The organism is Nitratireductor thuwali, from assembly GCF_036621415.1.
Taxonomy (GTDB): domain Bacteria; phylum Pseudomonadota; class Alphaproteobacteria; order Rhizobiales; family Rhizobiaceae; genus Chelativorans; species Chelativorans thuwali.
In genome coordinates this window covers 553,476-580,354 of sequence record NZ_CP030941.1, presented here as the reverse complement: position 1 = coordinate 580,354, position 26,879 = coordinate 553,476, and the positions used below count along the sequence as shown (strand labels likewise).

The following is a 26,879-nucleotide window of genomic DNA, read 5'->3' as shown; positions in this document are numbered from 1 at the left end:
GCCCGTTGCCACCAAAACTCCCAATTTGCGAGAGGAACACCGGCGAATCATTGGCGTTTGGCTGCTTGGAGGGACGATCCACCACAGGAGCATGAAACATGAAGCGCATTCTTGCACTGACCATCGCACCCCTTTTCGCTTCCGTTGCGTTTGCCGGTATGGCCGCGGCCGATGGCAGCGAAATCAAGACGAACTCCGGTACGAGCGCACAAATAGATACCGAGATGGATGCGGGTGCGGGCACCGATACCGGAGCCGACGTCGGCGTCGACACCGGTGTCACCGCCAGCACCGGGGCTGAAGCCAACTTCGGTTCGGTGATCTCCGCCATCCAGGCCAGCGGCACTGCGGCGGCGGATGTCGAGGCCGTTACCGACGCGTCGGATGTCGAGATCATCCGCATCGGTGAACTGGCGCAGGGCGAGAGCATGAACGCGCTCGACAATGCGCTGTCCCAGAACCAGGAGGACGTCGACGCGCTGCGCAACGCGGTCGAGGCCAACAGCACGGTTGCCGACAAGCTCGAGGAGGAACAGGTCCAGGTCGAGAATGTCGTCGCCGCCGAAACCAATGCCGAGGGCGATCTGGTCGTGTACGTCCGCTGATACTGCCGGTTCGCCAGCATTCCAGTTCTGCCGGGATATCCGCTGCATCTTCGGGTGCGGCGGATATTCTGCAATCGGGTGCTCCGTGTATAGCCCCTTAAACGGCACTCGACTGGCTATACCTCTCTTCGCTTTCGTTTGCTCTCTCCGTATAGATGAGTCGGAAGGATCGGTGCGCATTTGGCGTCGGCGGAAGAACGATCCTTCAGCCACTGCTGGAAAGCTTATGTTTTTCAGCCAGTCGCTGACCGTTCCCTTGGCCCTCTGGGAGCGCAACCTTTTGCTGAAGTATACTCGCGTGCTGCGTGTATTGACTTTCGGTCTGCTTATATCCCCATATGCATTTAGCTTAGGCGCAGTAGTGCGAACCGGCGATCAATAGGGGCGAATTCAATGCACAAGCAATTCCATGAACTCAAGCGCCAGCTCGCGGAGCTTTCCGAAACGGTCAACAAATTCGAATCCGAAGCGGTTCAGCTGCGCATCGTGGAGCTTCTGTTCGATCAGGCGCGGGATGAGCCCGGCTTCTCGGAAAAACAGTCGCCGGACTACCGGCCGGGGCCGACGTCAGGATATGCCGATTGGCCGGCCGCCACATCTTCGGGCGGAAGACCGGGGCGGCCGCGCAAGACGGCACCGAGCGCCAGCGGGGCCGTAGCGGCACTTGCCAAGCTGATCGATAGCGACTTCTTCCAGGAGCGCAGGACGATCGGCGATATCGTCAAGAAATGCGAGCAAGATGCCGGCGTGAGATACAAATCCAACGCCTTTTCCGGCCCGCTGTCACGCTACGCAGCCAGCGGCATTCTCAAGCGCGACAAGAATGCCGACGGCAAGTTCGAGTACTACAAGTAGGCGCCACGGCACCGGTTTGAAAACCGGAGCCGATTTTCGGAAAAGCGCGACGTACAGTTTCCATGACGGCGTATGGCGTCCTTCATGCGTCCGAATGGACGCACGGCGCTCTACGCCCGCGCCCGCCGAAGGTTCACAGGGCCTTCACGAAGCCATCCAGAACACGCTTCTGGCCCGCTTTGTCGAAATTGATGGTGAGCTTGTTGCCCTCGATAGCGGCAACGTTGCCATTCCCGAACTTCATATGAAAGACGCGGTCGCCGATCTTGAAGGCTGATGGGCTGTCGGACACCGATTTGGCGACGAGTTCCCCCTCGATCGTCCGGCCCTTGACGGATCCTCGACCCGCGCCGTAGCCGGAGTCGGTTTCGCCATAGCCGATCCGTTCCGCCTGATGGCCTGACCGCGTGCCCCAGTTGCGGTCCGTTGCGTCGGTCCGGTTCCGCTGGGCGCGCTGCCAGCCGGGGGTGGCGTAGCTGTTCGAAAACGAGGTATCGTCGAAGCGGGATCGGCCGTAGGGGTTGGGGCGGCCGGGTTGGCCGGCCGACCTTCCGTAGCCGCCATAGCCGCCGCCGTCCTCGGCTACGTCGACATGGGCTTCCGGCAGTTCATCCAGAAAACGCGAGGGCAGGGTCGACTGCCATAAGCCATGGATACGCCGGTTGGAGGTAAACCACAGATGCAGGTTGCGCTTGGCCCGCGTCAGTCCGACATAGGCGAGGCGGCGCTCCTCCTCCAGGCCCGTCCGCCCGCCTTCGTCCAGCGCACGCTGGTGGGGGAACAGCCCTTCCTCCCAGCCGGGCAGGAAGACCGTGTCGAACTCCAGCCCCTTGGCGGAGTGAAGCGTCATCAGGCTGACCGCATCCAGGCCCTCGTCGCGCTCGGCATCCATCACCAGGGCGACATGCTCAAGAAAGCCACGCAGGCTTTCATATTCCTCCATCGAGCGGATCAGCTCCTTGAGGTTTTCCAGCCGGCCGGGCGCTTCGGCCGACCGGTCGTTCTTCCACATGTCCGTATAGCCGGATTCTTCCAGGATCTGTTCGGCAAGTTCGGTATGGGAGACCCGGTCGATCTGGCTCTGCCAGCGCTCGAAGCTCTCGGCCAGCGTGCGCAGGGCCGCGCGCGGCTTGGGCTTCATTTCCTCCGTGCCGACGAGATCGCGGGCGGCCTGCAGGAGCGGAACGCCACGCATGCGCGCCACATCGTGGATCTGCCGTACCGCGGCTTCGCCAAGGCCGCGCTTGGGCACATTGACGATACGCTCGAACGCCAGATCGTCGGCCGGCTGCGCCACGACCCGGAAATACGCCATGGCGTCGCGGATTTCCTGCCGCTCGTAAAAGCGTGGACCGCCAATGACCCGGTAGTTGAGGCCCAGCGTGACGAAACGGTCCTCGAACTCGCGCATCTGGAAGGAGGCGCGGACGAGGATGGCCATGTCGTTGAGCGCGTGTCCCTTTGTCTGCAGCGCCTCGATCTCTTCGCCGACGCCGCGGGCTTCCTCTTCCGAATCCCAGGCGGCGTGGACCTTGACCTTGGGATCGTCTGGGTCCGACTGTTCGGTGAACAGCGTCTTGCCGAGACGCCCTTCGTTGTGGGCGATCAGGTGCGAGGCGGCACCCAGGATATGGGCGGTCGAGCGATAGTTTCGTTCGAGCCGGATGACGGTGGCGCCGGGAAAGTCCTTTTCGAAGCGCAGGATGTTGTCGACCTCGGCGCCGCGCCAGCCATAGATCGACTGGTCGTCGTCGCCGACACAGCACACGTTGACGCTGCCGGCCTGGCGCTGGGCCAAAAGCCGCAGCCACATATACTGCGCCGTGTTGGTGTCCTGATACTCGTCCACCAATATGTACTTGAATTTGGCGTGGTATTCGCGCAGCACGTCCGGATATTCGCGGAAGACGCGGATGGGGTGTAGCAGGAGGTCGCCGAAATCCACGGCATTCAGCGTCTTCAACCGCGCCTGATAGGCCGCATAGAGCTGCCGGCCCTTGCCGTTGGCGAAGGCGCGCGCGTCGCCCTCGGGAATGTCGCCGGGCGCCAGGCCCTTGTTCTTCCAGCCGTCGATCATCTGGGCGAACTGACGGGCCGGCCAGCGCTTGTCGTCAAGGCCTTCTGCCTGGATAAGCTGCTTCAGGAGCCGGATCTGATCGTCGGTGTCGAGAATGGTGAAGGAGGACTTCAGGCCTGCGAGCTCGGAATGGCGGCGCAGGAGCTTCACGCCGATCGAGTGGAACGTGCCGAGCCATGGCATACCCTCGACAGCCTCTCCGACCAGAACGCCGACGCGCATCTTCATTTCCCGCGCGGCCTTGTTGGTGAAGGTGACGGCGAGGATCTGGGAAGGGTAGGCGCGGCCGGTGGCCAGGATATGCGCGATGCGGGTCGTCAGCACGCGCGTCTTGCCGGTGCCTGCGCCGGCCAGCACGAGCACGGGCCCTTCGGTCGTCTCCACAGCGAGCCGTTGCTCGGGGTTCAACCCTTCCAGATAAGGCGTGGACGGGCCCCGGCGCGCGGCCATGGCGCGCGCGGCAATGCCGCCGCCGGGCTGGGCCGGGGACGGCATATCGTCGTCGCCGAAAAACGGCAGATCGTCGGGATTTCCTGACATTGAGCCTGCATATGGTGATTCGACCCCCAGGGGCCAAGCGTTTTCCTTTTGTACCGGTTTGGTGGCGTCGGGCCAAGGCCGGGAAGCCAAAGGAATGGGGAATACAACGCAGACGTATGTTGACGGCGGGAGAAGTCGCGCATAACTTTCATCGAGGCAGGATGCGGCCGGCAGCTCGCGCCCCTAAAGGGGATGGCGAATGCATCCATCACGTTTTCAACGGTCCCGATGCAGGGCGGCGAAGACGTCGGCAATGCGGGCGCTGATGGGGCTTTCGCCGTTGCAAGGACCGTATCATGCGCACATATCTCGACGCCAAGGCGATGGCGAAAGCCATGCGCGAGGCTCTTTCCGATCATTCCATCGACCTGCCGCACAGCGCCGCCCTGGAGGTCGTCGCCCGACAATTCGGCTTCGCGAACTGGAACATACTCTCGGCGAAGATCGACCAGGCGACGCTTGCCGGTAAGGCGGATCAGTTTCAGCAGGCCATTCCCATTATCCGCATCTTCGATGTCGCCAAGGCGCGCGAATTCTATCAGGCCTTCCTCGGCTTCTCGGTCGACTGGGAGCATCGGTTCGGGGACAATTTCCCGCTCTATCAGCAAGTGTCGCGCAGTGGCCTCAAGCTGCATCTGAGCGAGCATGCGGGCGATGCCTCGCCGGGCTGCAACATGATCGTTCATACGGCCGGCCTGCGGGCATTCCATGAGGAACTTTCCGCCAGGGACTACCGCTACCTGAAGCCCGGCATCTCACAGGAGGAGTGGGGGCTGGAAATGGTGGTGACGGACCCCTTCAATAATCGCATCCGCTTCCTCGAGCGGCATTCCAAAATCAAGTGATGCATGCGGACCGAACCACCGTGGATGCAGGCCCGGCCTGCATCCACGGTGGCTCACAAGGGCGTGATTGGACCTGTGCTGCCGTCTCGGGGATGCTGGGGCGGCGCGGGGGATATCGACACAATCATGGGAGCCAGCCGATGTCCGAAACGAAGATCACCCAGGCCATGATCAACGCTTATGACGAGTACACGCATCTCACGCTGGATCGCCGTGGCTTCATGGCGAAGCTCACCAAGCTCGCCGGTTCGAGTGCCGCTGCGGCGGCCATCGTGCCGATGCTGGCGGCGAATTCGGCGCGGGCGGCCATCGTCGCGCCGGATGATGAAAGGCTTGTAGCGGAGGAGATCGCCTATCCCGGCGCTGAAGGCGAGATGCGCGGCTATCTCGTGCGTCCGCGCGAGGCTTCGGGGCCACTGCCGGCCGTGATCGTCATTCATGAGAACCGGGGGCTGAACGAGCACATTCGTGATGTCGCCCGCCGCATGGCGCTGGAGGGTTTCGTTGCGCTGGCTCCCGATTTCCTGTCGCCGCTCGGCGGCACCCCGGCGGATGAGGATGAAGCGCGCGGCATGTTCGGACAGCTCGATCCTGCGCAGACCGTGGCCAATGGGTCGGCGACCATCGCCTTTCTGCAAGAGCACGAAGCGACCAACGGCAATGTCGGCGCCATCGGCTTCTGCTGGGGCGGTGGCACGGTCAACAGCCTCGCTGTCCATGACCCCGAGCTCGATGCCGGCGTCGCCTATTATGGCCGCCAGCCGGACGCGGACGAGGTCGAAAACATCAGCGCGCCGCTGCTTCTGCACTATGCGGGGCTGGACGAGCGCATCAATGCCGGGATCGAGGAGTTCACCGATGCGCTCGACGCGGCAGGGAAAGAGTACACGGTTCATATATACGAGGGCGTGAACCACGCCTTCAACAACGACACCTCGGAAGCACGTTACGACCAGGAGGCCGCGGAACTGGCCTGGCAGCGCACGGTCGCTTTCCTGAAGGAGAAGCTTGCTTCCTGAGCTTCGGTCATGAATTGCGGCCGGGCCTATCCCTCGCCGCGCGCGTTGCGGGCGCGGCGGAGGATGGCTCGGGCAAAAACCAGTTCCATGGGCACAGGTCGGCGCTCGTATTCTATGCGGAAAAGCTCGTCGTCCAACGATTTCAGGGCCCGCCAGAAATCGTAATCGCTGAAGGCGGGGTCGTAGGCCAGCCGCTCCGACATTTCCTTCACATCGACCTTCACTCTCAGTCTCCCGGACTGCGCGTCCTCACATACGAATCGTTAACCGCCCCGCAGGAAATCTTGGCTGCATCTGCGCGCGCCGCAAGGAAGCGGCCCTGCTTAAGTTGTGCAAAGGGCGGTTTGGTTAACCGCGCGTGAACGGCCCGGTCAGCGATGCTCTTCCTCGCTGAGCTGCACCAGCGCGCGGTTGAAGGAGCGCAGGGCGCGGACATGGCTGGCCCAGGCGATGATCCGCCTCTCGTCCTTCGGGTCGACGACAGGCAGGCGCGTATGGCCGCCCTTGTCGAAGGCGCGCAGCGCCGATTCCAGCGTATCCGTCGGCCGCAGTGCCGGTTGCCCCGACTCGGGATCGTAACGCTCCGGCTCGGCGTCGCCGGCCAGCGGCTCCATGAAATCCATGACGCGGGTGATCTGGCCCAGCGCCCGGTGCGGACCCTCTTGGATGAAGAGCCCGCGCATCTCCAACTGCCAGTGGAACCACGAGTGCCCGTGGATGGCTTGGGTTATGCCGTGCGCCACCGCCACCGTCAGCAGCAGGGCGATGGACAGGGTGTAGCCGCCGGTGAGTTCGAAGACGATGACCGTGGTGGAGATGGGCGCACCGAGCACGGCTCCGGCGACCGCGCCCATGCCGAGGATCGCGTAGAGCCCTTCGCTGGATGCCATATCGGGAAAGGCCGCCGCGGCGATGAGGCCGAAGGACCCGCCGGTCATGGCGCCCAGATAGAGCGCCGGCGAAAAGATGCCGCCGCCGAAGCGCGCGCCCAACGTTATTGCGGTGGCGACGGTCTTGACGACGATCAGGGCGAGCATGGTCATCAGCGGCAGCTTGCGCCACAGCGCCATGTCGGTCACCTCATAGCCGACGCCGAGGATCTGTGGGAAGACGAGCGCGATGGCCCCGACCAGCGCGCCGCCGACTGCCGGCAGGAGATAGTAGGGAATGCGCGAGCCGCGCGCCATGAAATCGGCCATGTAGAGCGCGAACTGGAACAGGATCGCGACCATCGCGGCCGTGACGCCCAGCAGCGCGAAGGCCGGGAACTCCCAGAAGGACGTTATCTGGTGGTTGGGGATGAGGAAGGCGGCCGCATCGCCGAACCATAGCCGCGAGGCCACCGCGCCTGCTGTCGAGGCAATGACGATGGGCACGAAGGAGCGCATCGCGTAGTGGCCGAGAATGACTTCATGGGCAAAGAGAACGCCGGCGATGGGCGCGTTGAACGAGGCGGAGATGGCGCTGGCCACGCCCGCCCCGAGCAGGGTACGGCGGCACCATTCCGGCAAATTCGCCCGCCATGCCACCGCCGTGGCAAGGACCGCGCCCAAATGGACCACCGGGCCTTCGCGGCCGGCGCTGGCGCCCGAGCCCAGCGAAAGCGCGGTGACGAGCGCCGACAGGAGGCCGTCGCGCAGGCCGAGCTTGCGGCCGGTCAGCGCGCGCGCCTCGATGACGTCGGCCACCGCGCCGGTGCGCTTGTTCTTGAGGAAGGTGAGCAGCAGGCCGACGAGAAGCCCGCCGGCCACCGGACCCGCCATGATCAGGTACCAGGGTGTCTGGAGCGCTGCCGAATAGACACGTTCGGAGCGGGTTCCGAGCCACGGGATCTGGAACAGGCCGATCAGTTCGCGGAAGATGATGGCGGCGACGGCGATGGCCGCGCCCAACACAAGCGCGAGCAGCCAGACCATGGGCTGGCGGGTCTTCCAGAAGGTTTCGAGGTTCGGCTGCACCCATGAAACCAGGATGCGGGGCAGGTTGGTGATGAGCTCCGGTATCATTTCCGCCGGATGCCGATCGAGCGGCCCGCACGTTCGGGACGGGGCAGGCCGGCGTAGGTGGCGAAGAGCGCTTCGACATTGGCGCGAATGTCGGGCGGAAAGGGGGCGACCTTCGGGCCTGCCATGTCGATATGCAAGGTGAGGCATTCGCCGGTCGCGGCCAGCCAGCCATCGGCGTGGATGATCTCCTGATAGGAGTGCAGCCGCTTTTCGTCGTGGTCGATGAGGCGGTAGGAGACGTTGACGCTATCGCCGAGATGGAGTTCTCGCACGTAGCACACATGGATTTCGGCCGTGTAGACGGTCAGCCTGCGGTCGCGCGCATAGGCCGGTCCCATGCCCAACGTTTCGAAGACTTCGTCGGCGGCACGGTCGAACAGGACGTTGTAATAAGCCATGTTCATATGGCCGTTATAGTCGATCCAGTCGGTCTCGATCTGGAACGGTCGGGAAATATGCGGTACCCCCACGGCGCGCCTTCCGTTTTCCTTCGGCGATTGCGTCGGCCCGAAATCGAAGAGATTTCGGAAAGCACAAGGCCGGAACTCATACCCTACGGCGTCTCTTGTGCGTCCGAAAGGACGCGCGGCACCGTAATGACCACTGGACAATTGGTGCAATTGCTGGAGACTCGGATACAAAAGGAAAGCAGCCCGTTCGACAAGGGCGGGACGACGAATTTTGGAGGAAAAACATGGCTGTCGCGGCGTCGGCTGAGACACAGCGCAATGAAAGCGGCGTGGAAGCGGTGACCGCCCGGCTCGCCACGCTCTTTGGCGAGCGCTTTCAAACGGGCCAGGCGATCCGCGAGCAGCACGGCCACACCACCACCTATATCCCCAATCAGGCTCCCGATGGCGTCTTCTTCGCCGAGACGACCTTGGAGGTGCAGGAGGTGGTGCGGCTTTCCGCGGAGCACCGCGTGCCGATCATCCCGTTCGGCGTCGGGTCTTCCCTGGAAGGACATGTGAACGCCCCTTCTGGCGGCATATCCATCGATACGTCGCGGATGAACCGGGTGCTGCAGGTCAACCAGGACGATCTCGACTGCACGGTCGAGCCTGGGGTGACCCGCGAGGACCTGAACCATTACCTGCGCGACACGGGGCTGTTCTTCCCGATCGATCCCGGCGCGAATGCAAGCCTCGGCGGCATGGCGGCGACGCGGGCTTCGGGCACCAACGCCGTGCGCTATGGCACGATGCGGGAAAATGTTCTGTCGGTCACGGCCGTCATGCCCGACGGGCGCGCCGTCACCACCGCGCGGCGGGCGCGCAAATCCTCGGCCGGCTACGATCTCACGCGGCTCATGGTGGGATCGGAGGGCACGCTGGGGGTCATCACCGGGCTGACCTTGCGGCTTTACGGCATTCCCCAGGCCATTTCCGGCGGTGTCTGTCCCTTCCCGTCGGTCGAAGCCGCCTGCCAGGCCGTCATCATGACAATCCAGATGGGCATTCCCGTCGCCCGCATGGAGCTCGTCAACGCGCTCGGCATGCGCTCGCTCAATGCTTATTCACAGCTCGACTATCCCGAAAGCCCCTGCCTCTTTCTGGAGTTCCATGGCACGGATGCGGGCGTGGTGGAGCAGGCGGAGATGTTCGGCGAGATCGCCGGTGAATTTGGCGGAGGGCCGTTCGACTGGGCGCGCGAGGCGGAAAAGCGTCAGAAATTGTGGAAGGCAAGACACGACGCCTATTGGGCAGGCCTGGCGCTGCGGCCGGGGGCGAAGGCGCTCGCCACCGATGTCTGCGTGCCCATCTCGCGGCTGGCCGAGTGCATTGTCGAGACGGAGCGCGATATCGCCGAAACCGGCCTGGTCGCGCCCATCGTAGGTCATGTCGGCGACGGCAATTTTCATGTCACGGTGCTGATGGACATGGATGACGAGAGCGAGATCGAGCGCAGCGAGGGCTTCGTGTCGAGGCTCAACATGCGGGCGCTGGCGATGGAGGGCACCTGCACCGGCGAGCACGGCATCGGCCAGGGCAAGATGAAGTATATGGAACTAGAACACGGGGCCGGCGTCGACTATATGCGGGCGATCAAGCAGGCGATCGATCCGCTGAACATCATGAATCCCGGCAAAATCTTTGCAATGCAGGCGAAATCTTGAGCGCGGCCACCAAATGAACATTCCAGCCGCCGATGATGGGGCCAGGGCATGATCCCGGAAAGCGGATGCCGGTTTTCGCAAAGATCATGCGGCAAAGACATTCTGATCTGACAGACCGGAGCTGAAGAACTGGCGCGCTTATTCGTCATCATCGGTGGACTTGTGGTGCTGGCGCTTACGGCGGCGCTGATTGCGCCCTATTTCATCGACTGGACATCGTACCGGTCGGCCTTTGAGCGCGAGGCGGGCCGGGTGCTGGGACGGGAGGTCACGGTGGAAGGCGAGGCGCGGGCGCGGCTTCTGCCGTTTCCGTCTGTCACCTTCACCGATGTGACGGTTGCTGGCGGGCAGGGCGGCGAGCCGTCGATGACCGTGGAGGAATTCTCCATGGATGCGGAACTGGCGCCGTTCCTCAGCGGCGAACTCCTTATATTCGACATGCGGCTCGTGCGGCCGAGCGCCAAACTCCACATGGACGAGAACGGCCGTATCGACTGGGCTGTCCGGCCGTCGTCGCCTTTCGATCCGCGGCAGGTGACGCTGGAGAAGGTGACGATCACTGACGGCAATATCGTCGTGCGGCAGGAATCGGCCGATCGCACCGTGATGCTCGACGATATCGACGTGAATCTGAGCGCCCGTGCGTTGACCGGCCCGTGGCGCGTCGAAGGGTCGTTGCGGGCCGACGGGCTGCCGCTGAAGATCTACGCTGCAACCGGCGCTGTCGGCCCCGACCAGGCGATGCGGGTGCGCGTCGTTGCCGAACCGGAAGGCTATCCGATCGAGCTGGAAACGGACGGTCAGGCGCGGATGGAGGAGGGCGCCGCGCGCTATGCCGGCACCTTCCGCCTGCGAACGGTTCCGCCGCAGCCCGATGCGGCAGATGCGGCCGAGGCCGAGGCGGGCAACCGTCTTTCGGGCAGCTTCACCCTCGGTCATCGCCGGCTCGAGGTGGAGCAGTTTCGTTTCGAGACAGGCCCCTTGGCGGATCCTTATACGGCCGAAGGGCAGGCAACCGTCGAATTGGGCGCCCAGCCGTCCTTTTCAATCACCGCCGACGGAGCGCAGATTCGGGTTGGCGGCGAGGCGGAGAGCGCCATCGCCGGCCAGTCGGCGGAAGAGCGCCTTTCGGCGCTGCTTAGCTTTCTGGCCCAACTGCCCAAACCCGACATGCCGGGCCGGATTGCCGTCAATCTCCCCGCGATCGTGGCGGGCGACACCACCATTCGTGAGATCCGGGTCGAGGCTGAGCCCGTGGAGGCCGGATGGCAGATGAATTCGCTGGCAGCCACTCTGCCAGGCCGCACCCGCTTCGAGGGCAAGGGCCTGCTCGGCACCGGCGAGGAAGTTTCGTTCAACGGCGACATCCTGCTTGCGATCGGTCAGCCGTCGGGTTTTGCGGCATGGCTTGCGCGGGACGTGGACGAGGCCATCCGCCGGCTGCCCTCCGCCGGCTTCAGCGCCGAAGTTGCGCTCTCGGAGGGACGGCAGAGCTTCGAAAATCTAGAACTCATCCTCGGCGACGCGCGGTTTGGCGGAAGTGTCGAGCGTCGCACTGACGGCGAAGCCCGGCCGTCGCTGAAGCTGACACTCGATGGCGGCCGGCTCGATCTCGCTGACATGCAGGCCTTTGCCTCGCTGTTCGTCGACGACCAGGGACACAACCGCCTGGCCAATCATGATGTGGACCTGGAGATAGCCGCCGGCCCGGTGAGTGCGGAAGGCTTGACCGCCGATCATCTGGACACTGCGCTGCGCCTGCGCGAGGGCCTCCTGGAGATCGACCGGCTGGCCATAACGGGCCTTGCCGATGCTCGCATCAGTGCGACGGGGCAGGTCAGCGGCTTTGCCGATAATCCCACCGGCAAAATCGATGCGTCCATCGTCGCGGTCGACCTTGCTCCGCTCGCCATGGTGCTGGCGCGCCGCTTTCCCGAGAACGATCTGGCCACGGCGCTTGCCGAGCGGGCGGCCGCGTTCCCCGATCTGCTCGAAGACGGCGAGGTCAACCTGTTTGCAAGCGCCGCCGACAATGGAAACAGCACCTCCGGCCTTGCTGTCAGCGCCAGCGGGACGGCAGGGGGCTCGGATTTCAGTTTCACCCTGTCGGGCAACGGTCGCCTGTCGGCGCTTGCGGATGCGCAGTTCGCTGCCGGGCTCACGGTGCGGAACGAGGATGCCGCGCCACTTTACGCCCTGTTCGGCCTGCCGGCGATGCCATGGGGGCTGGCTGGCGAGGCGGAGGCTGAAGTGAGTGCGGAAGGCCGGCTTGCAGACACGGTGGAGACGTCCTTCCGCTTCGCCGGCGACGATCTGCTGGCCACGTTCGACGGGTCGGTGGAGCGGACTGCCGGCCGCTACAACGCCAGCGGGGTCGCGCAGGTCCGCAGCGACGACTTTGAACCCTGGCTTGCGACCGCCGGCATTTCGCTGCCGGGCTTCGGCCTGGGGCTGCCGGGGTCGCTGACGGGCCAGATCGACTATGGCAGCGGGGTAGCCGTCATTTCTGGCCTGTCCGGCACGATCGCCGACAACACCGTGGCCGGCGACCTCAACGCGGAAATAAAGAACGGACTGCCTCATCTCAGCGGCGCGCTGCGCCTCGACGCACTTGATCTGCAGCTTCTGGGGGAGATGGTGCTGGGCACCGAGGCGATGGAAGCCGGGCAGGGCGAGTGGCCTCGGGCGCCCTTCCGCCAGTCGGCCAATCCGCCGTTCACCACCGATGTGGAACTGCTTACGGGCGTATTGTCGGCGGGTGGACTGAGCGGCAGCGAAGCCGCAATGCAGTTGCGGCTGAACGAGGAAGGCATCGCCGTTTCCGAACTCACGGCCGATCTTCTCGGCGGAAGGATTTCGGGCCTTGCCGAGCTCAAGAACAATCAGGGGACAGTTCTCCTGAGCGCTCAGTTCCAGCTCGGCGGGGCCGCCATGGCGCAACTGGTGCCTCGCTCCGGCCTGTCCGGCAGCGCCGATCTCAGTGTCACGCTGACAGCGAACGGCAAGTCGGTCGGCGGCCTTGTCTCGGCGCTTGCCGGGTCGGGCTCTGCCGCGGTGGAAGGCCTGCGCATCGCCGGTTTCAATCCGAATGCGCTTCCGGCCCTCTTGCGCGAGGCTGACCGGGTCGGCCCGGAAATCGATACGGCGGCGGTGGAGGCCTTTGCGCCGGAGATCGTCCGGGACGGCGTGTTCGAGGCCGGACAAGCCGAATTGGCATTTTCGATCGCCAACGGTGTTGCGCGCACGCCGCCCGTGCAACTCGAGTCGGGGCCTGCTCAGATGAGCGCGGAGGCTTCGGCGGACTTTCGCGACCGTAGCGTCAGCGCCTCCGGCGCGGTGGTCTACGATGCCGGAAAAGAGGCGACGGCGGGCTCGGAACCCATGGTCCGCTTCGCTGCGCAGGGACCTGTCGGGGAAGCCGACATCTGGCTCGACCTTGAGCCGCTGTCGCAATATCTGACCCAGCGGGCATTGGAGCGGGAGCAGGCACGCGTCGAGCACATGCAGGCGGTTCTCCTCGAAAAGCAGCGCCTGCGCCGGGAGGCGCGTCTCTATGAAGCGCGCGAGGCCGCCCGCCAAGCCGCCGAGGCCGAGCAGGTGCGCCTTGAGCGGGAGGCAGAACGGCTGCGCAAGGCGGAAGAAGATCGTCGACGGCGGCAAGCGGAGGAAAGAGCCGAGCGGGAGCGCCAGGAGGCGGAAGTCCGCCAGCAGCAAACCGAGGAAGCCGCCGAACCGCCGGCGGGCCTCGACGTGGGCGACGGCGAAAACATCATACGCAGGCCACTGCCACCAGCCCAACGGCAGCCGGATGAGCCGCAGTCGCGCCTTCAGCAGGATGCCGAACCGGTGCTGCGCACGGAAGGGCTGACGGTGAGGGGCCTTCTCGACCTGCTCGACCAGCGCCCTTAGATCACGGTGACGCCTCGTTGAATGTCATCGTGCCTTATCCCCTTGCTGGCGTGCGATCTTCCCGAAAAGCGCGTCCAGTTTTCGGGATCATCTATAGCCTGCCCGAGTTGGGGCGGTGCGGTGGGTCTGGCCATGTCCGCGATCCGCGCGGATGGACCCGGCGCGCTCTACTGGAAACAACTTAATCGGATTTGTGCGACTGGACCCAGTCGAGCACGAAAAGCCGGATCGCCGACGACAGATTGACCTCGCGCGGGCGGGCGGCATCGATCTGGGCTATCAGCCGGGCGAGGGGGATTGCCTTGGCTTCGGCGGCTGCCTCGAGCTTTTCGTAGAAGGCATCCTCGACGGAAAAGCTGGTGCGGTGGCCGCGGATGGTAATCGAGCGCTTGCGCGGCGGCTTCATTCCTCAGGTTCGCGGCGATGGGCGTCAAGCCTGGCTGTCTCGATGAGGGCCTTCATGCGCTCCTTGTTGCGCGCCGCGCGCGTGCGGCCGAACCTGGCCCGGTTTTCTTCCGCAGTGACGCGCTTGTCGGCTTGAGCCTTTTCCTTGCGCTTTCGGCGGAGATTGACGATATCGCCCATGGCCGGCGGCCCTGGCCCTACTTCTTGCGGAAGGCGTCGAGCGAGACGACTTCGGCGCTCTTGCCGTCGCCATCGTCCGGCTTTGCCGCTTCGTCGGCGGGCTTTTCATCCGCTTTTTTGGAAGCAGATTTAGTTTTCGCCGCCGCCGCGGGCTTTTGAGCGGGTTCGGGGGCAACTTCCGCGCCAGGCTCGGCCTTGACCTCGAACTCCAGCTCGAAATTGACCGAGGGATCGTAAAAGCCGCGCACGGCGGCGAAGGGTATTTCCAGCTTCTCCGGCGTATCGGCGAAGGACAGGACGACCTCGAAACCTTTCTCCGTCACCTTCAGATCCCAGTACTGATACTGGATGACGATCGTCATCTGGTCGGGATAGCGCTCCTTGAGGCGGCTTGAGATGCGCACGCCCGGCGCGCCGGTCAGAAAGGTGATGAAGAAGTGGTGGTTGCCGGGAAGACCGGTCTGAGCAACCTCCTGCAGCACCTTGCGCATGACGCCGCGCAAGGCTTCCTGAGCAAGAATGTCGTAGCGAATGCGGTCTTCAGCCATGGGCCCGTTCAGCGATTGAATCGAAGCCCTACCTCTACTCAAGGTCTTGGCCGAGGTAAATGGCTATTCCGGCCAGAGTCGGCGGGAAGATTGGGGCGGGCTCGTCCGGTGCCCGTCAGCCGCCGCGCGGGACACGTTCCTTGCCATAGGCGCGCAGGAAAGTGTGCACCGCCGCTTTGGCACTGGCGCGCAGCTTTTCGTCAGGCACGGGCTGCCCGAAAAGCGAGCGCAGCTTTATGTCCGCGCCGATGAGGGCCAGGAACTGTTGCGCCGCCACGTCGGGATCGTCGATGTCGAGATGACCGGCAAAGGCCATGCGTGCAAAATGCGCTGCCAGCGCCGACGCCACCTTCCCCGGCCCCTCTTCGTACCACTGGTCGAAGATTTCCGGATAGCGCTCGCCTTCCGACTGTATCAGCTTGCGCAGAAACTTCGCGTCGCGATCATAAAGGAAGTTCTTGTTGAGCCGGACCGCAAACTCGACCAGATCGGCCTCGAGGTCCTTGGGACGGTCGGGAAATGTTCCGAGGACGGAGAAGGAACGCGCATTGCAACGTGCCGTCAGTTCGCTCAGAACTACGGAGAAGAGCTTCTCCTTGCAGCCGTGATGATTATACACCGTCTGGCGCGAAACGCAGGCCTCGGCGGCGATCAGGTCGATATTGGCGCCAGCAAAGCCTTCGCGACAAAACACGCTCGCCGCCGCCTCGATGATGGAGTCCCGCTTGGCGGCGTGGCCGCGTGTCGGGATGATGTCAGGATCGTTACGCTGTTCCATGAAAACATATATAGCAACGATTGACGTGTTGGACAACTCAGTCTAAAAATTAGATACCATTTAGCAAACTATCAAAGACAGTCCCCAACGAACCTCTCCCAAGCGACATTTGTCGGGTTCAGTTGCGGTGGCCGTCCTCTGCGGCTGCGGCCTCTTTCGAGGCGGTGGCCGTTGCTTTCAGGAGCATTCTCATGACGGTCTCATATTTCCGCATAGCACTCGTCCTTGGGCTTTTGACCGCCATCGGCCCCTTCGCCATCGACATGTATCTTCCGGCGCTTCCTTCCATCGGCAGCGACCTGAATGCCGGAACGGCTTCCGTTCAGCTCAGCCTTCTCGTCTTCTTCCTTTCCATGGGGCTTGGCCAGATCGTCGTCGGGCCGATCTCGGACATGACGGGACGGAAGCTGCCGCTCTATGGTGGCCTCGCTCTGTTCATCGCCGGCAGCATCGGCTCCGCGCTGGCGCCGACCGTCGAGTGGTTGATCGCCTTTCGCATTCTGCAGGGCTTCGGCGCCTCGCCCGGCATGGTCGTGCCGCGCGCCGTGGTGCGCGACCTGCACACCGGCGTTGAGGCGGCCAAACTCATGTCCATGCTGATGCTTGTGTTCTCGATTTCGCCGATCCTGGCACCCTTGTCCGGCAGCGTTATCATCGAGACGCTCGGCTGGCGCGCCGTGTTCTGGACCGTCGGCGCCATCGGCATTTTCGGGGTGGTCCTGCTGGCAACCTCGCTCAGGGAAACCCGCCCGCCCGAATTGCGGACCGGCAGTTCCCTGGGAAGTGCGCTCATCGGTTACCGCTATCTTCTGGGGCACGGCAAGTTCATGGGGCTGACGCTTATAGGCGGCGCGGGCATTTCGAGCTTTTTCGTTTATCTGGCGAGCTCGCCCTTCGTACTGATCGATCATTTTGGCCTGTCGCCGATGCTGTACAGCGTGTTCTTCTCCATCAACGCCATCGCCTTCTTCACCATGTCCCAGCTTACGGGCGTGTTGGCCGAGCGCTATGGCTTGCGGCGTGTCGTGCGCGTGGCGGCAATGGCACATGCCTCCGTCATGGTGCTGCTTTTGGCCGTGATGACGGCGGGTGCCCAGTCGCTGTGGGTTCTGGCGGGCTTCCTCTTCGTCGGCTACAGTTTTCTCGGCCTTGTCATCCCCAGCACATCGGTGCTGGCGATGGACGATCACGGCGAGATCGCCGGCACGGCCTCGGCGCTGATGGGGACGCTGCACTTCGCGACCGGCGCGGTGGCGATGGCCATTGCCGGCCTGTTCTTCGACGGCACGCCCTATCCCATGGTAGCGGCCATCGCAGGGTGCGCCGTAACAGCGCTGGGGCTTACCTATCTGACGGTGGGGCGGGGCCGGGAGGAAGCGCCGGCTCCCGCCGAGTAAAACCGGCCGGCAAAGCCATTGTTCAAGGGCGCGGGCCGCGATTGTCCGCGCCCTTTTTCTTGTCCGGACAGGGGTGATCGCCGACGCCTGCGGCGGCCAGCACGAAGGCGAGCCGTTCCCGCAAACGCGTGCGGGGCACTTCGACGAGCCGGTAGCCGAGCGCCGTGTACGTCTCTTGCATGGCCCGAAAGGTCGCCTCGGCTTCCTCTGGAGACTGCGTGCGCTCGGTGTCGTTGCGGAAGATGTCCGGCCATGGGGGCAGGATGAAGACTGTCCGGTTGTACCGGAACATCTCGGCCGCGCGGTGAAAATGGGCGGGTACCGCGATCCCGCAAAGAGACAGGTAGCCTATCGTGTCCGGAATGCCACGGTCGAAGAACGCGGTCTCGTCCGGTGCCGCCTGGAATGACCTGATATCCCAGCTCAGCATGAGTTCGGCATAGAGCAACCGGTCAGCCGACGGCAGGCCGCTGCCGCCCATCGCCTTTTGCTGCCGGATAATGCTGCGCCCGGCTTCGGGCGCGGTCGCAAAGCCGGCTGCGTCCAGCGCGTCCAGGAGGGTCGTCTTTCCCGACCCGGGTCCTCCGGTCAGGACGAAGAGGTTCTGCTTTGTCGAGTTCACGTCGGTTCCTTCCGCAATGCATGGATGATCGCGTGGGCGCAATGCCGGGCAAAGCGTCGCGGATGGTCGCGACGAGCCTGTCGTGCACCGCGCGGACATGGATGGGAGATGATGAAAGGGGAGAGAAGTGGAGGCTTCTGTTGCCAGGTGCCTCCGAACCCCGCTCAGACCTGCGACGGCCTGAGGCTTGATTTGAAGCTATCGCACCGCTTACGCGGCGAGACGTGCTTCCGCATAGTTGTCGTTGGCAACTATAGAGTTTAGCCCGATAACGGTGGTACCATGCCGAGCGAAAGTCCGATCTTTACACCCTCGTCGATCCTATTTCGCCCCCATCAGAAGCCGTCCTTCCTTGAAGGGCCGGCGGTTTCTGGTGGAGGCGCCGGGTACCGCCCCCGGGTCCGAATGGCTTATTGCATCGGCCGTTTATCGCCATAGTCAGCTCAAGGCTGACGACCCCAATATAGGCGGCCGGTTGCCGTAATAAAAGGGGGAAAGCGCGTAAGTCTGCCCATTCCTCGGCGCTGCCGGGGATTGACTTGGCCGCGCGCTTTGCGGAATGTCCTAATCGGTGTAGTTCCGGATGGCGAAACGTCCAGGTTGTACGGTCCCGGTCGCCGAAGGAGAGCCACCGCAGGAGAGGACACGAGGGAAGATCCATGGCCGACTATCTCGCAGACGTGAAGAAGTACGATGCAACCGCGGACGCCGCCGTTGTCGACAAGATCGTCAAGCATCTGGGCATTGCGCTCCGCAACCGCGATTCATCGCTGGTTTCGTGCAGCGACCCCAGCGAACTCGAGCGCGTGCGCGAAAAGTGGTGCAAGAAGAAGTTCGGCGAGACCGACGACGCCAAGTGCGATTCCGTGATCGAAAAGGTCTGCGAGACCATGTCCGGCGACAATTCGAAGAGCCGGGTGACCTTCTATTACCTGGTCGCCAAGCATCTGGGAAAATTGTCTGCCCTGGCCTGATGGCCGGATACTGCGCGGGCAAAAGCTTCTGCACAGGCAAATGATGGGCTGACCGGAAAGCGGGGTACCCACTTTCCGGTCCGATGCACTACATTGTGGCGAAGAAAATCCCGAATCGGTTCTGCCACACGATGCGCCAATATCTCGACCTTCTCGCCGACGTTCTCGAACACGGCGTCGACCGCGACGACCGCACCGGAACGGGAACGCGCGGCATATTCGGCTACCAGATGCGGTTCGACCTGGCGGCGGGCTTTCCGGCGCTGACCACCAAGAAGCTGCACCTTAAATCCATTATCCATGAGCTCCTCTGGTTCCTGAGCGGCGATACCAATATTGCCTATCTCAAGGAACACGGTGTGAGGATATGGGACGAGTGGGCGGACGAGAACGGCGATCTCGGACCGGTCTATGGAGCGCAATGGCGCTCGTGGCCGGCGCCGGACGGCCGGCGCATCGATCAGATCGCGAATCTGGTAAAGGGGTTGCGCGAAAATCCTCACTCGCGACGGCATGTGGTGACCGCCTGGAACCCGGCCGAGGTCGACGAGATGGCATTGCCGCCCTGCCATTGCCTTTTCCAGTTTCACGTGGCCGAGGGCCGGCTTTCGTGCCAGCTCTATCAGCGCTCGGCGGACATTTTCCTGGGCGTTCCCTTCAATATCGCCTCCTATGCGCTTTTGACCATGATGATCGCACAGGTGACGGGGCTGAAGCCCGGACACTTCGTCCATACGCTGGGCGACGCACATCTTTATGCCAACCATTTCGACCAGGCACGTGAACAGCTGACGCGGAAGCCGGGGGCGCTGCCGACGATGTGGATCAATCCGGAGGTGGATGACCTTTTCGCTTTCCGGTTCGAGGATTTCCGGCTGGACGACTACCATGCCGCCCCGACCATCCGCGCGCCGATTGCGGTTTGAGAGCCGGATATCCACCGGACCCGCCAGTAACGGAGTGACATATGGACATCGCACTTGTCGTGGCCATGGCTGAGAACGGGGTGATCGGACGGGAAGGCGGGCTACCCTGGCGATTGTCGACCGATCTCAAGCGGTTCAAGGCCGTGACTATGGGCAAGCCCGTCATCATGGGACGCAAGACGTGGGAGAGCATCGGCAGGCCTCTTCCGGGCCGCCTCAACATCGTGATCTCACGCGATCCGGCCTATGTCGCCGAGGGCGCCGAGGTCGTGCCGTCGCTCGATGCCGGGCTGGCGCTGGCCGAGGAAAGGGCCGCCGGCGCAGACGAAATCTGCGTTATCGGCGGCGGGGAGATATTCCGCGAGGCGCTCGAGCACAGCGACCGCCTTTACGTGACGCATGTCCTTGCGGACGTGACCGGAGATGCTCATTTCCCCCCGATCGACAGCACGCATTGGGAGGCGGTGTCCACCGAAGACGTGCCTGCGGGCGAGAAGGACGTTTACCCGACCCGCTATGTCGTCTACCAACGGTGCCGATAGCAGATCGTACAAACAGCGCAGCGGCGTCAGGTCGCGCCGGTCGGCCAAGCCTTCTCGTTGAAAGGGAAGCTCCGCCTACCTATAACAAGCGCAAGGGAGTGCCGGCCAAACGCCGGCTGAAGGAAAAGGAACAATAATGCCCTGGAACAATCAAAGTGGCAGCGGCGGTCCTTGGGGCGGCGGCGGCGGTAATGGTGGGGGGCCCTGGGGGCAGGGACCGCGAGGCCCGAGCGGTCCGCAGGGATCGCCGCCCGACCTCGAAGAGATCATCCGGCGCGGACAGGACAGGCTCAAGCGCGCGCTGCCGGGCGGCGGAAGCGCCGGACCCGGCATGTTCATTCTGATCGCGGTGGCGCTTGTCGGCCTGTGGCTCTTCAAGTCCGTTTACACGGTGCAGCCGGACGAATTGGCCGTCGAACTGCGCTTCGGAAAGCCCAAGGCCGAGCTCTCGGAGCCGGGTCTGCACTTCCATTGGTGGCCGGTCGAAACGGTTGAGACGGCTTCCGTGGCCGAACGCCTGGTCGATATCGGTGAAGTCCGCGCCGGCGGTTCGTCGGGACTGATGCTGTCGGGCGATCAGAACATCGTGGATGTGAAGTTCTCCGTGGCGTATCAGGTCGCAGATCCAGGCGCCTATCTCTTCAATGTCCAGAACCCCGACGAGATGGTCCGTCAGATCGCCGAGAGCGCCATGCGCGAAGTTGTCGGACGGCGTCCCGCGCAGGACATTTTCCGTGATGATCGCCAGGGGATCGCCGAGGATGTGCGCGGCATCATCCAGTCGACCCTGGAGGAGTACGGTACGGGCCTGATCGTGAACGCACTGTCGATCGAGGACGCTGCACCTCCGCGTGAAGTGGCCGACGCCTTCGATGAAGTGCAGCGCGCCGAGCAGGACGAAGACCGGTTCGTTGAAGAATCCAACCAGTATTCCAACCAGCGGCTCGGCCAGGCCCGCGGTGAGGCTGCGGAAATCCGCGAGGAGGCCGCGGCCTACAAAAACCGCGTGGTGCTGGAGGCCGAAGGTGAGGCGCAGCGCTTTATCTCCGTTTACAACGAGTACGCGAAGGCGCCGGAAGTGACGCGCAAGCGCCTGTTCCTGGAAACGATGGAGAACGTTTTGCGCGGCTCCAACAAGGTGATCGTCGAAGGCGGCTCGGGGCAGGGCGTGCTCCCCTATCTGCCACTGCCTGAACTCAGGCAAAGGCAGCCGGTAGAAGCTCAGACCCAAGGGGGCAGCAACTGATGAATAATCGTCTTCCAATTATCGTCGTCATCGCGGCGATCGTGCTGTTCCTTCTCTATTCCTCGATCTTCGTGGTCAATGAACGCCAGCAGGCGATCGTCCTGCGCTTCGGCGAGATCGTCGATGTGGAGCGCGAGCCGGGTCTCTATTTCAAGCTGCCCTTCGGCTTTCTCGAAGCCGACAACGTCCAGCACATTGAGGACCGTATAATGCGGTTCGATCTCGACGATATCCGTGTGCAGGTGTCGGGCGGCAAGTTCTACGAGGTGGATGCCTTCGTCGCCTATTCGATCGAAGACCCGCGTGTCTTCCGCCGGGAGGTTTCGGGCAGCATCGCGCTGGCCGAGCAGAGGCTGCGGACCCGTCTCGATGCCGCTTTGCGCCGCGTTTACGGTTTGCGTGGCTTCGAAGCAGCCCTTTCGGAGGAGCGCAGCTCGATGATGCGTGAAGTCGCCGCTCAGTTGGCGACGGCGGCCACCACCCTCGGTCTGCAGATCGAGGATGTGCGCATCCGGCGGACCGACCTCACTGCCGAAGTCTCGCAGCAGACCTACGACCGCATGAAAGCGGAGCGTCTGGCGGAGGCCGAAAGGCTTCGTGCCCGAGGCCGCGAGGCGGCGGCCCGCATCCGGGCACGCGCCGACCGCGAAGTGGTCGAAATTCTCGCCGCAGCACAGCGTGAGGCGGAAATTCTCCGAGGTGAGGGTGAAGGCGAGCGCAATGCTATCTTCGCCGATGCCTTCCAGCGTGACGAGGACTTCTTCGAGTTCTATCGCTCGATGGCTGCCTACAGGCAGGCGCTCGATCCGTCCGGGACGACGATGCTTCTCACGCCCGATTCGGAGTTCTTCCGTTACTTCGGCAGCGCCGGCGGCAGTGCCCCCGGCGGGCAGAGCCCGGGCGGCGGTGGTCCCACGGCTGCGCTTCCTGTTCCGCAACAGCAGAACGATGCGGCCCAGTAAATTTTGCGAGAGCCCCGCGCGGTGTTGCAGCCGCGCGGGGCTTTTCATCGGAGCCTCCACGTGACCGACTTTCTTGCCGCGCTGGGCCTGGTCCTCGTCTTTGAAGGGCTCCTTTACGGCGGATTGCCCGGCTTGGCCAAGCGGATGGCGGCCGACGTCATCAACATGCCCGAGGGGCTAATGCGTGCAGCCGGGCTCGCCGTGATGGTGTGCGGTGTCATCATCGTCTGGCTTGTTCGCGGATGACGAGCCTGTACTAATATGGTTCGAGGCGGCTGAGCCCAAAACGCGCCGCATTCACCTACGAGCATGACTGCCGGGCACGATTACAACCGGGCGAAAGGTTTCCGATATGCGCTTTGCCAACCCGCTACGCGTCACCAGCGGTCCGTTGCTGGCCGTGATTGTTGCCGTGGGTCTCGTCGCTGTGCCGGTCGATGGGTGGTCGCAGTCGCGGGGGCCGGCTTCGGTGGCCGATCTGGCGGACGGATTGCTCTCCGCTGTCGTCAATATCTCGACGACGCAGAACGTCGCGCCGCGCGGTCCCGGCCGCGTGCCTATGCCGCAACTGCCGGAAGGCTCTCCTTTCGAAGAGTTCTTTGGTGAGTTCTTCCGCGACCAGGAGAGCCGGCCCCGCCCGCCCGGGCAGGGGGCTTCGCTGGGATCGGGCTTCGTGGTGGACGCCGACGAGGGCATCGTCGTCACCAACAACCACGTGATCACCGGCGCCGCCGAGATCATCGTCAATTTCTCCGACGGCTCCAAGGTGGACGCCGAACTCGTGGGCATCGACACGAAGACGGACATTGCGGTTCTCAAGATCGATACCACCGGCCGCAGCTTGCGTGCCGTGTCTTTCGGCGATTCCGAAGCGATGCGCATTGGCGACTGGGTCATGGCCATCGGCAATCCGTTCGGCTTCGGCGGCTCCGTTACTGTGGGCATCGTGTCGGCGCGCAACCGGCAGATCGGGTCGGGACCCTATGACGACTACATCCAGACGGACGCTGCCATAAACCGCGGCAATTCCGGCGGTCCGCTGTTCAACATGGATGGCGAGGTCATCGGCATCAACACGGCCATCATCTCGCCGTCCGGCGGGTCGATCGGCATCGGCTTTGCCATCCCGTCGAACCTGGCGCGCAACGTGGTCGATCAGCTTCGCGAGTTCGGCGAAACAAGGCGGGGCTGGCTCGGCGTGCGCATTCAGCCGGTTACCGGCGAGATCGCCGAAAGCCTCGGTCTGGAAGAGGCCCGCGGCGTGCTCCTGAGCGGCATCGAGAAGGGCGGACCGGCCGAGGGCGTCCTGGAGGCCGGCGACATCATCATCGGCTTCGACGGCGTCGAGGTCGTGGACCAGCGCGAACTGCGCCGCATCGTGGCGGAAGCCCCGGTGGGGAGCGAGGTCCAGGTAGAGGTTTTGCGCAAGGGCGAGCGGAAGACGGTGACGGTCAAGCTCGGGCGTCTGGAGGAAGACGAGGAGGTCGCTTCCGCCGAGGACGAAGAGGGCGTGGACGAGCCGCCCGTCGCCGAGGCGAAGGTGCTGGGCATGTCCATTGTCGAGCTGGACGATGAGGCGCGCGCGACATTCGAACTGCCCGAGGACGTTAGCGGCGTGCTGATCTCCGAGGTCGAGGAAGGTTCGGTGGCCGACCAGCAAGGCATACGGCCGGGCGATGTCATCGTCGAGATCGCGCTGACATCGGTTTCCACACCCAAGGAAGTGCTCGACCAGATCGAGGATCTGAAGGCGCAGGGCCGGAAGAATGCACTGTTGATGCTCGCTAACAAAACCGGTGAGCTGCGGTTCGCGACGCTCAGGATGGACTGACGCTGTGGTCGCTGCGTAGGCGCTGCCACGTCTCGTACGAGATGCGGTAAAGCACGTGGGGCTTGAGCGCCGGATGGCTGTCGGGCACGGCGGGGTGATCGAAGTCTTCGTCCGGATAGTGGGTCATACCGATGCGTTCCATCACCGAGGTGGAGCGCTTGTTGGTGCGCACGGCGAAGGAGACGATCTCTTTCAGCCCCAGTTCCGAGAAACCATAGTCGAGCCAGGCATTCGAGGCCTCGGTCACGTAGCCTTTGCCCCAGAATTCAGGCGCCAGGCGCCAGCCGATTTCGACGCTATCGGCCGGCAGGCCCGGAATGCCGGAAACCAGGCTCAGCCCTGCAAAGCCCATGCAAGCGCCGTCCTCCAGCCGTTCCAGCGCGCAAAAGCCGAACCCGCGCTCGGCGATGCCCTCGTGCAGCCGGTCGAGCAGCCTGTCGGATGCTTCGCGGTCGCGCCGGAAGGGAAAGAACTCCATCACCTGCGGGTCGGAGTTGATGCGGTGGAAGAGCGGCCGGTCGCGATCTTCCCAGTTGCGGATCACGAGCCGTTCGGTACGTAACGGGATCATTGGGCAAACTGCGATTGTCGATAGCCTTGCAGGTATAGAAGAGCGGTCAGGTCTCCATGGTCGATACGGATGCCTGCCGCCGCGGCAACCGAAGGCTTGGCGTGGAGCGCCACGCCGGTGCCTGCCAAGCGCAGCATGCCGAGGTCGTTCGCGCCGTCTCCCACCGCGATCACCTCGTCGTGGCCTATGCCGAGCCGCGCGGCAATCCCGGTCAGCGCATCGATCTTGGCCTGCATCCCCAAAATGGGCTCGGTAACCAGACCGGTGAGCACGCCGCGCTCCTCGATCAGCCTGTTGGCCCGGTGTTCGTGAAAGCCGAGCATCTCGGCGATACGGCCGGTAAAGACGTCGAAGCCGCCGGAGACGAGCGCCGTATAGGCGCCCGCAGCCTTCATTGTGGCGACCAGTTCGCGGCCACCGGATGCCAGGCTGATGCGCCCCTCGATCACCTTGCCGACGACAGCCAATTCCAAACCCTTCAGGAGCGCCACACGCTCGCGCAAGGCAGGTTCGAACTCGATTTCGCCGTTCATGGCGCGCGCGGTTATCGTAGCCACCTTTTCCTTGATGCCGATTTCATCGGCCAGTTCGTCTATGCATTCCTGGTCGATCATGGTCGAGTCCATGTCGGCGATCAGCATTTTCTTGCGCCTTCCGGCAGCCGGCTGCACGGCGATGTCGACCGGTTGGCCGGTAAGCGCCGTGCGCAGCAAGGCATCGGCTTCGCCCGGCGAGCGATCTTCAGGTATTTCGATGTCGCAGGCAATATCGGCCGCCAGCCAGTCGATGCGGCTTGCGCCAAGGGTCTTGCTCGCCATATTCGCCAATTGAGGTTTCAACGCGCGCTGGCGCGGATGGGAGATGAGCGTTGCGACAAGAGACATGGGCGCGTCCATTCGGGCGGGGCAGGCGGCATTGCTGAAGAACGCCTTTCTGATAGCCGGGCCGACTGCCAGCGGCAAGTCGGGCTATGCGCTCAATCTGGCGCAACAGACGGGCGGGGTCATCATCAACGCCGATTCCATGCAGGTCTATTCCGTGCTTTCCGTGATCACGGCCCGGCCGCAGGCGGAGGAATTGGCTGCCGCGCCTCACCGGCTCTACGGCCATGTGCACCCTTCCGCTCCCTATTCGACCGGCGCCTGGCTCCGCGACGTCGCGGATCTCGTGCGTTCGGGGGATCTGGCGGGAAAACCGGCAATCTTCGTCGGTGGCACCGGCCTCTACTTCAGGGCGCTGACGCAGGGACTGGCGCCGATGCCCGATATACCCGATCCTGTCCGCAAGGCGTGGCGCAAGCGCCTGGAGATGGAAGGGGCCGAAACGCTCCATCGGCTCCTTGCCGAGCGCGATCCGCAATCGGCTTCGCGGATCGAGCCGGGTGACGGGCAGCGCATCGTCCGCGCCCTTGAAGTGCTGGAATCGTCGGGCGAACCGATCGGCGCATGGCAGGCCCGGAAAGGGCAGCCTCTGGTGGATCTGGCCTCGGCGCAGCTGACGGTTCTGGAGCCGGACCGGAAGGTGCTCCACGGCCGCATCGCGTTCCGGTTCGACCAGATGATCCGCCGCGGCGCCCTTCAGGAAGTGCGGGCGCTGCTGTCGCTCGGGCTCTCGCCGGCGATGCCGTCGATGAAGGCCATCGGCGTACGCGAGCTTGGATCATATCTGGCCGGCGAGCAGCAACTTTCCGTTGCCGTCGAGCAAGCCATTGCCGCGACACGACAATATGCCAAGCGGCAGTCCACGTGGTTCCGCCATCAACTCGATGAGCGGTGGAAGCGGGTCAGGATCTAGTGCGGGCCACCGCTTCGCCGGGGGAAGAAACTGGCTGAAAATGATCAGATCGACCGATTCCGCCGGTTCCGGTTAACCTCGTGTAAGGTCGGGTGTGGGAGAAGCGTAGGCAGGCTTTCAATCGGGGCGGG

The 26,879-nt window shown here is 63.7% G+C and carries 26 protein-coding genes and 1 other RNA gene; 15 read left to right on the top strand and 12 right to left on the bottom strand.

Features of this window, described 5'->3' with window-relative positions:
• The first annotated feature begins 98 nt into the window (after nucleotides 1-98).
• Both NTH_RS02765 and NTH_RS02760 read left to right on the top strand, forming a co-directional pair.
• Nucleotides 99-605 (top strand): hypothetical protein, encoded by a 507-nt coding sequence (locus NTH_RS02765; RefSeq protein ID WP_338528569.1) that lies wholly within the window; start codon nucleotides 99-101, stop codon nucleotides 603-605.
• Nucleotides 606-998: 393 nt separating this feature from the next.
• Nucleotides 999-1,460 (top strand): hypothetical protein, encoded by a 462-nt coding sequence (locus NTH_RS02760; RefSeq protein ID WP_338528568.1) that lies wholly within the window; start codon nucleotides 999-1,001, stop codon nucleotides 1,458-1,460.
• A gap of 133 nt (nucleotides 1,461-1,593) precedes the next feature.
• On the opposite strand, the gene NTH_RS02755 is transcribed toward NTH_RS02760, so the two are convergent.
• Entirely contained in the window at nucleotides 1,594-4,077 is a 2,484-nt protein-coding gene (locus NTH_RS02755) for an ATP-dependent helicase (RefSeq protein WP_338528567.1), read from the bottom strand.
• 296 nt (nucleotides 4,078-4,373) lie between these two features.
• On the opposite strand from NTH_RS02755, the gene NTH_RS02750 reads away from it, so the two are divergent.
• On the top strand, nucleotides 4,374-4,922 hold the full coding sequence (locus NTH_RS02750; RefSeq protein WP_338528566.1) for a glyoxalase superfamily protein: 549 nt from the start codon (nucleotides 4,374-4,376) through the stop codon (nucleotides 4,920-4,922).
• 140 nt (nucleotides 4,923-5,062) lie between these two features.
• Entirely contained in the window at nucleotides 5,063-5,941 is an 879-nt protein-coding gene (locus tag NTH_RS02745; RefSeq protein ID WP_338528565.1) for a dienelactone hydrolase family protein, read from the top strand.
• Nucleotides 5,942-5,967: 26 nt separating this feature from the next.
• On the opposite strand, the gene NTH_RS02740 is transcribed toward NTH_RS02745, so the two are convergent.
• From NTH_RS02740 to NTH_RS02730, 3 genes are all read right to left on the bottom strand, one after another.
• Nucleotides 5,968-6,165: a hypothetical protein gene (locus NTH_RS02740; protein ID WP_338528564.1), complete on the bottom strand. Its 198-nt coding sequence runs from the start codon at nucleotides 6,163-6,165 to the stop codon at nucleotides 5,968-5,970.
• Between the two features lie 147 nt (nucleotides 6,166-6,312).
• On the bottom strand, nucleotides 6,313-7,947 hold the full coding sequence (locus NTH_RS02735) for a chloride channel protein (RefSeq protein WP_338528563.1): 1,635 nt from the start codon (nucleotides 7,945-7,947) through the stop codon (nucleotides 6,313-6,315).
• The gene (locus NTH_RS02730) at nucleotides 7,944-8,417 is read right to left on the bottom strand and encodes a thioesterase family protein (protein ID WP_338528562.1); all 474 of its coding nucleotides are present in this window, start codon (nucleotides 8,415-8,417) and stop codon (nucleotides 7,944-7,946) included. Before NTH_RS02730 ends, NTH_RS02735 begins: the two co-directional genes overlap by 4 nt.
• 224 nt (nucleotides 8,418-8,641) lie before the next feature.
• Here NTH_RS02730 and NTH_RS02725 point away from each other — a divergent pair, with 224 nt between their 5' ends.
• Nucleotides 8,642-10,063, top strand: a complete 1,422-nt coding sequence (locus NTH_RS02725; RefSeq protein WP_338528561.1) for an FAD-binding oxidoreductase — start codon at nucleotides 8,642-8,644, stop codon at nucleotides 10,061-10,063.
• Nucleotides 10,064-10,192: 129 nt separating this feature from the next.
• Nucleotides 10,193-13,972, top strand: a complete 3,780-nt coding sequence (locus NTH_RS02720; protein WP_338531787.1) for an AsmA family protein — start codon at nucleotides 10,193-10,195, stop codon at nucleotides 13,970-13,972.
• Between the two features lie 181 nt (nucleotides 13,973-14,153).
• Here the strand turns inward: NTH_RS02720 and NTH_RS02715 are convergent, their stop codons facing one another.
• The 4 genes from NTH_RS02715 to NTH_RS02700 form a co-directional block, all read right to left on the bottom strand.
• Entirely contained in the window at nucleotides 14,154-14,378 is a 225-nt protein-coding gene (locus NTH_RS02715; protein WP_338528560.1) for a ribbon-helix-helix domain-containing protein, read from the bottom strand.
• Nucleotides 14,375-14,557: a DUF4169 family protein gene (locus tag NTH_RS02710; protein WP_338528559.1), complete on the bottom strand. Its 183-nt coding sequence runs from the start codon at nucleotides 14,555-14,557 to the stop codon at nucleotides 14,375-14,377. The genes NTH_RS02715 and NTH_RS02710 overlap by 4 nt, the downstream gene beginning before the upstream one ends.
• Before the next feature lie 17 nt (nucleotides 14,558-14,574).
• Nucleotides 14,575-15,105 (bottom strand): SspB family protein, encoded by a 531-nt coding sequence (locus NTH_RS02705; RefSeq protein WP_338528558.1) that lies wholly within the window; start codon nucleotides 15,103-15,105, stop codon nucleotides 14,575-14,577.
• A 115-nt stretch (nucleotides 15,106-15,220) separates the two neighbouring features.
• The gene (locus NTH_RS02700; protein WP_338528557.1) at nucleotides 15,221-15,883 is read right to left on the bottom strand and encodes a TetR/AcrR family transcriptional regulator; all 663 of its coding nucleotides are present in this window, start codon (nucleotides 15,881-15,883) and stop codon (nucleotides 15,221-15,223) included.
• A 191-nt stretch (nucleotides 15,884-16,074) separates the two neighbouring features.
• Here NTH_RS02700 and NTH_RS02695 point away from each other — a divergent pair, with 191 nt between their 5' ends.
• Nucleotides 16,075-17,280 (top strand): multidrug effflux MFS transporter, encoded by a 1,206-nt coding sequence (locus tag NTH_RS02695; protein WP_338528556.1) that lies wholly within the window; start codon nucleotides 16,075-16,077, stop codon nucleotides 17,278-17,280.
• 22 nt (nucleotides 17,281-17,302) lie between these two features.
• On the opposite strand, the gene NTH_RS02690 is transcribed toward NTH_RS02695, so the two are convergent.
• Both NTH_RS02690 and ssrA read right to left on the bottom strand, forming a co-directional pair.
• Nucleotides 17,303-17,902 (bottom strand): AAA family ATPase, encoded by a 600-nt coding sequence (locus NTH_RS02690; protein ID WP_338528555.1) that lies wholly within the window; start codon nucleotides 17,900-17,902, stop codon nucleotides 17,303-17,305.
• Between the two features lie 126 nt (nucleotides 17,903-18,028).
• Nucleotides 18,029-18,395: a transfer-messenger RNA gene (gene ssrA / locus NTH_RS02685) on the bottom strand.
• A 166-nt stretch (nucleotides 18,396-18,561) separates the two neighbouring features.
• Here ssrA and NTH_RS02680 point away from each other — a divergent pair.
• From NTH_RS02680 to NTH_RS02650, 7 genes are all read left to right on the top strand, one after another.
• Complete coding sequence (locus tag NTH_RS02680; protein ID WP_338528554.1) at nucleotides 18,562-18,876, top strand: DUF2853 family protein; 315 nt, start codon at nucleotides 18,562-18,564, stop codon at nucleotides 18,874-18,876.
• A 131-nt stretch (nucleotides 18,877-19,007) separates the two neighbouring features.
• Entirely contained in the window at nucleotides 19,008-19,802 is a 795-nt protein-coding gene (locus tag NTH_RS02675; protein WP_338528553.1) for a thymidylate synthase, read from the top strand.
• 41 nt (nucleotides 19,803-19,843) lie between these two features.
• Nucleotides 19,844-20,344, top strand: coding sequence for a dihydrofolate reductase (locus tag NTH_RS02670; protein WP_338528552.1), 501 nt, complete (start codon nucleotides 19,844-19,846; stop codon nucleotides 20,342-20,344).
• Between the two features lie 136 nt (nucleotides 20,345-20,480).
• Nucleotides 20,481-21,590 carry an FtsH protease activity modulator HflK gene (gene hflK / locus NTH_RS02665; protein WP_338528551.1) on the top strand — a complete coding sequence of 370 codons (1,110 nt, stop codon included), beginning with the start codon at nucleotides 20,481-20,483 and terminating at the stop codon, nucleotides 21,588-21,590.
• Entirely contained in the window at nucleotides 21,590-22,552 is a 963-nt protein-coding gene (hflC, locus tag NTH_RS02660) for a protease modulator HflC (RefSeq protein WP_338528550.1), read from the top strand. The genes hflK and hflC overlap by 1 nt, the downstream gene beginning before the upstream one ends.
• A 60-nt stretch (nucleotides 22,553-22,612) precedes the next feature.
• Complete coding sequence (locus tag NTH_RS02655; protein ID WP_338528549.1) at nucleotides 22,613-22,798, top strand: DUF2065 domain-containing protein; 186 nt, start codon at nucleotides 22,613-22,615, stop codon at nucleotides 22,796-22,798.
• 106 nt (nucleotides 22,799-22,904) lie between these two features.
• Nucleotides 22,905-24,383: a Do family serine endopeptidase gene (locus tag NTH_RS02650; protein WP_338528548.1), complete on the top strand. Its 1,479-nt coding sequence runs from the start codon at nucleotides 22,905-22,907 to the stop codon at nucleotides 24,381-24,383.
• On the opposite strand, the gene NTH_RS02645 is transcribed toward NTH_RS02650, so the two are convergent.
• Nucleotides 24,370-24,954 carry a GNAT family N-acetyltransferase gene (locus NTH_RS02645; protein ID WP_338528547.1) on the bottom strand — a complete coding sequence of 195 codons (585 nt, stop codon included), beginning with the start codon at nucleotides 24,952-24,954 and terminating at the stop codon, nucleotides 24,370-24,372. The genes NTH_RS02650 and NTH_RS02645 overlap by 14 nt on opposite strands.
• The gene (gene serB, locus NTH_RS02640) at nucleotides 24,951-25,850 is read right to left on the bottom strand and encodes a phosphoserine phosphatase SerB (RefSeq protein ID WP_338528546.1); all 900 of its coding nucleotides are present in this window, start codon (nucleotides 25,848-25,850) and stop codon (nucleotides 24,951-24,953) included. Before serB ends, NTH_RS02645 begins: the two co-directional genes overlap by 4 nt.
• Here serB and miaA point away from each other — a divergent pair.
• Nucleotides 25,816-26,748 (top strand): tRNA (adenosine(37)-N6)-dimethylallyltransferase MiaA, encoded by a 933-nt coding sequence (gene miaA, locus NTH_RS02635; protein ID WP_338528545.1) that lies wholly within the window; start codon nucleotides 25,816-25,818, stop codon nucleotides 26,746-26,748. The genes serB and miaA overlap by 35 nt on opposite strands.
• Nucleotides 26,749-26,879 lie beyond the last annotated feature (131 nt).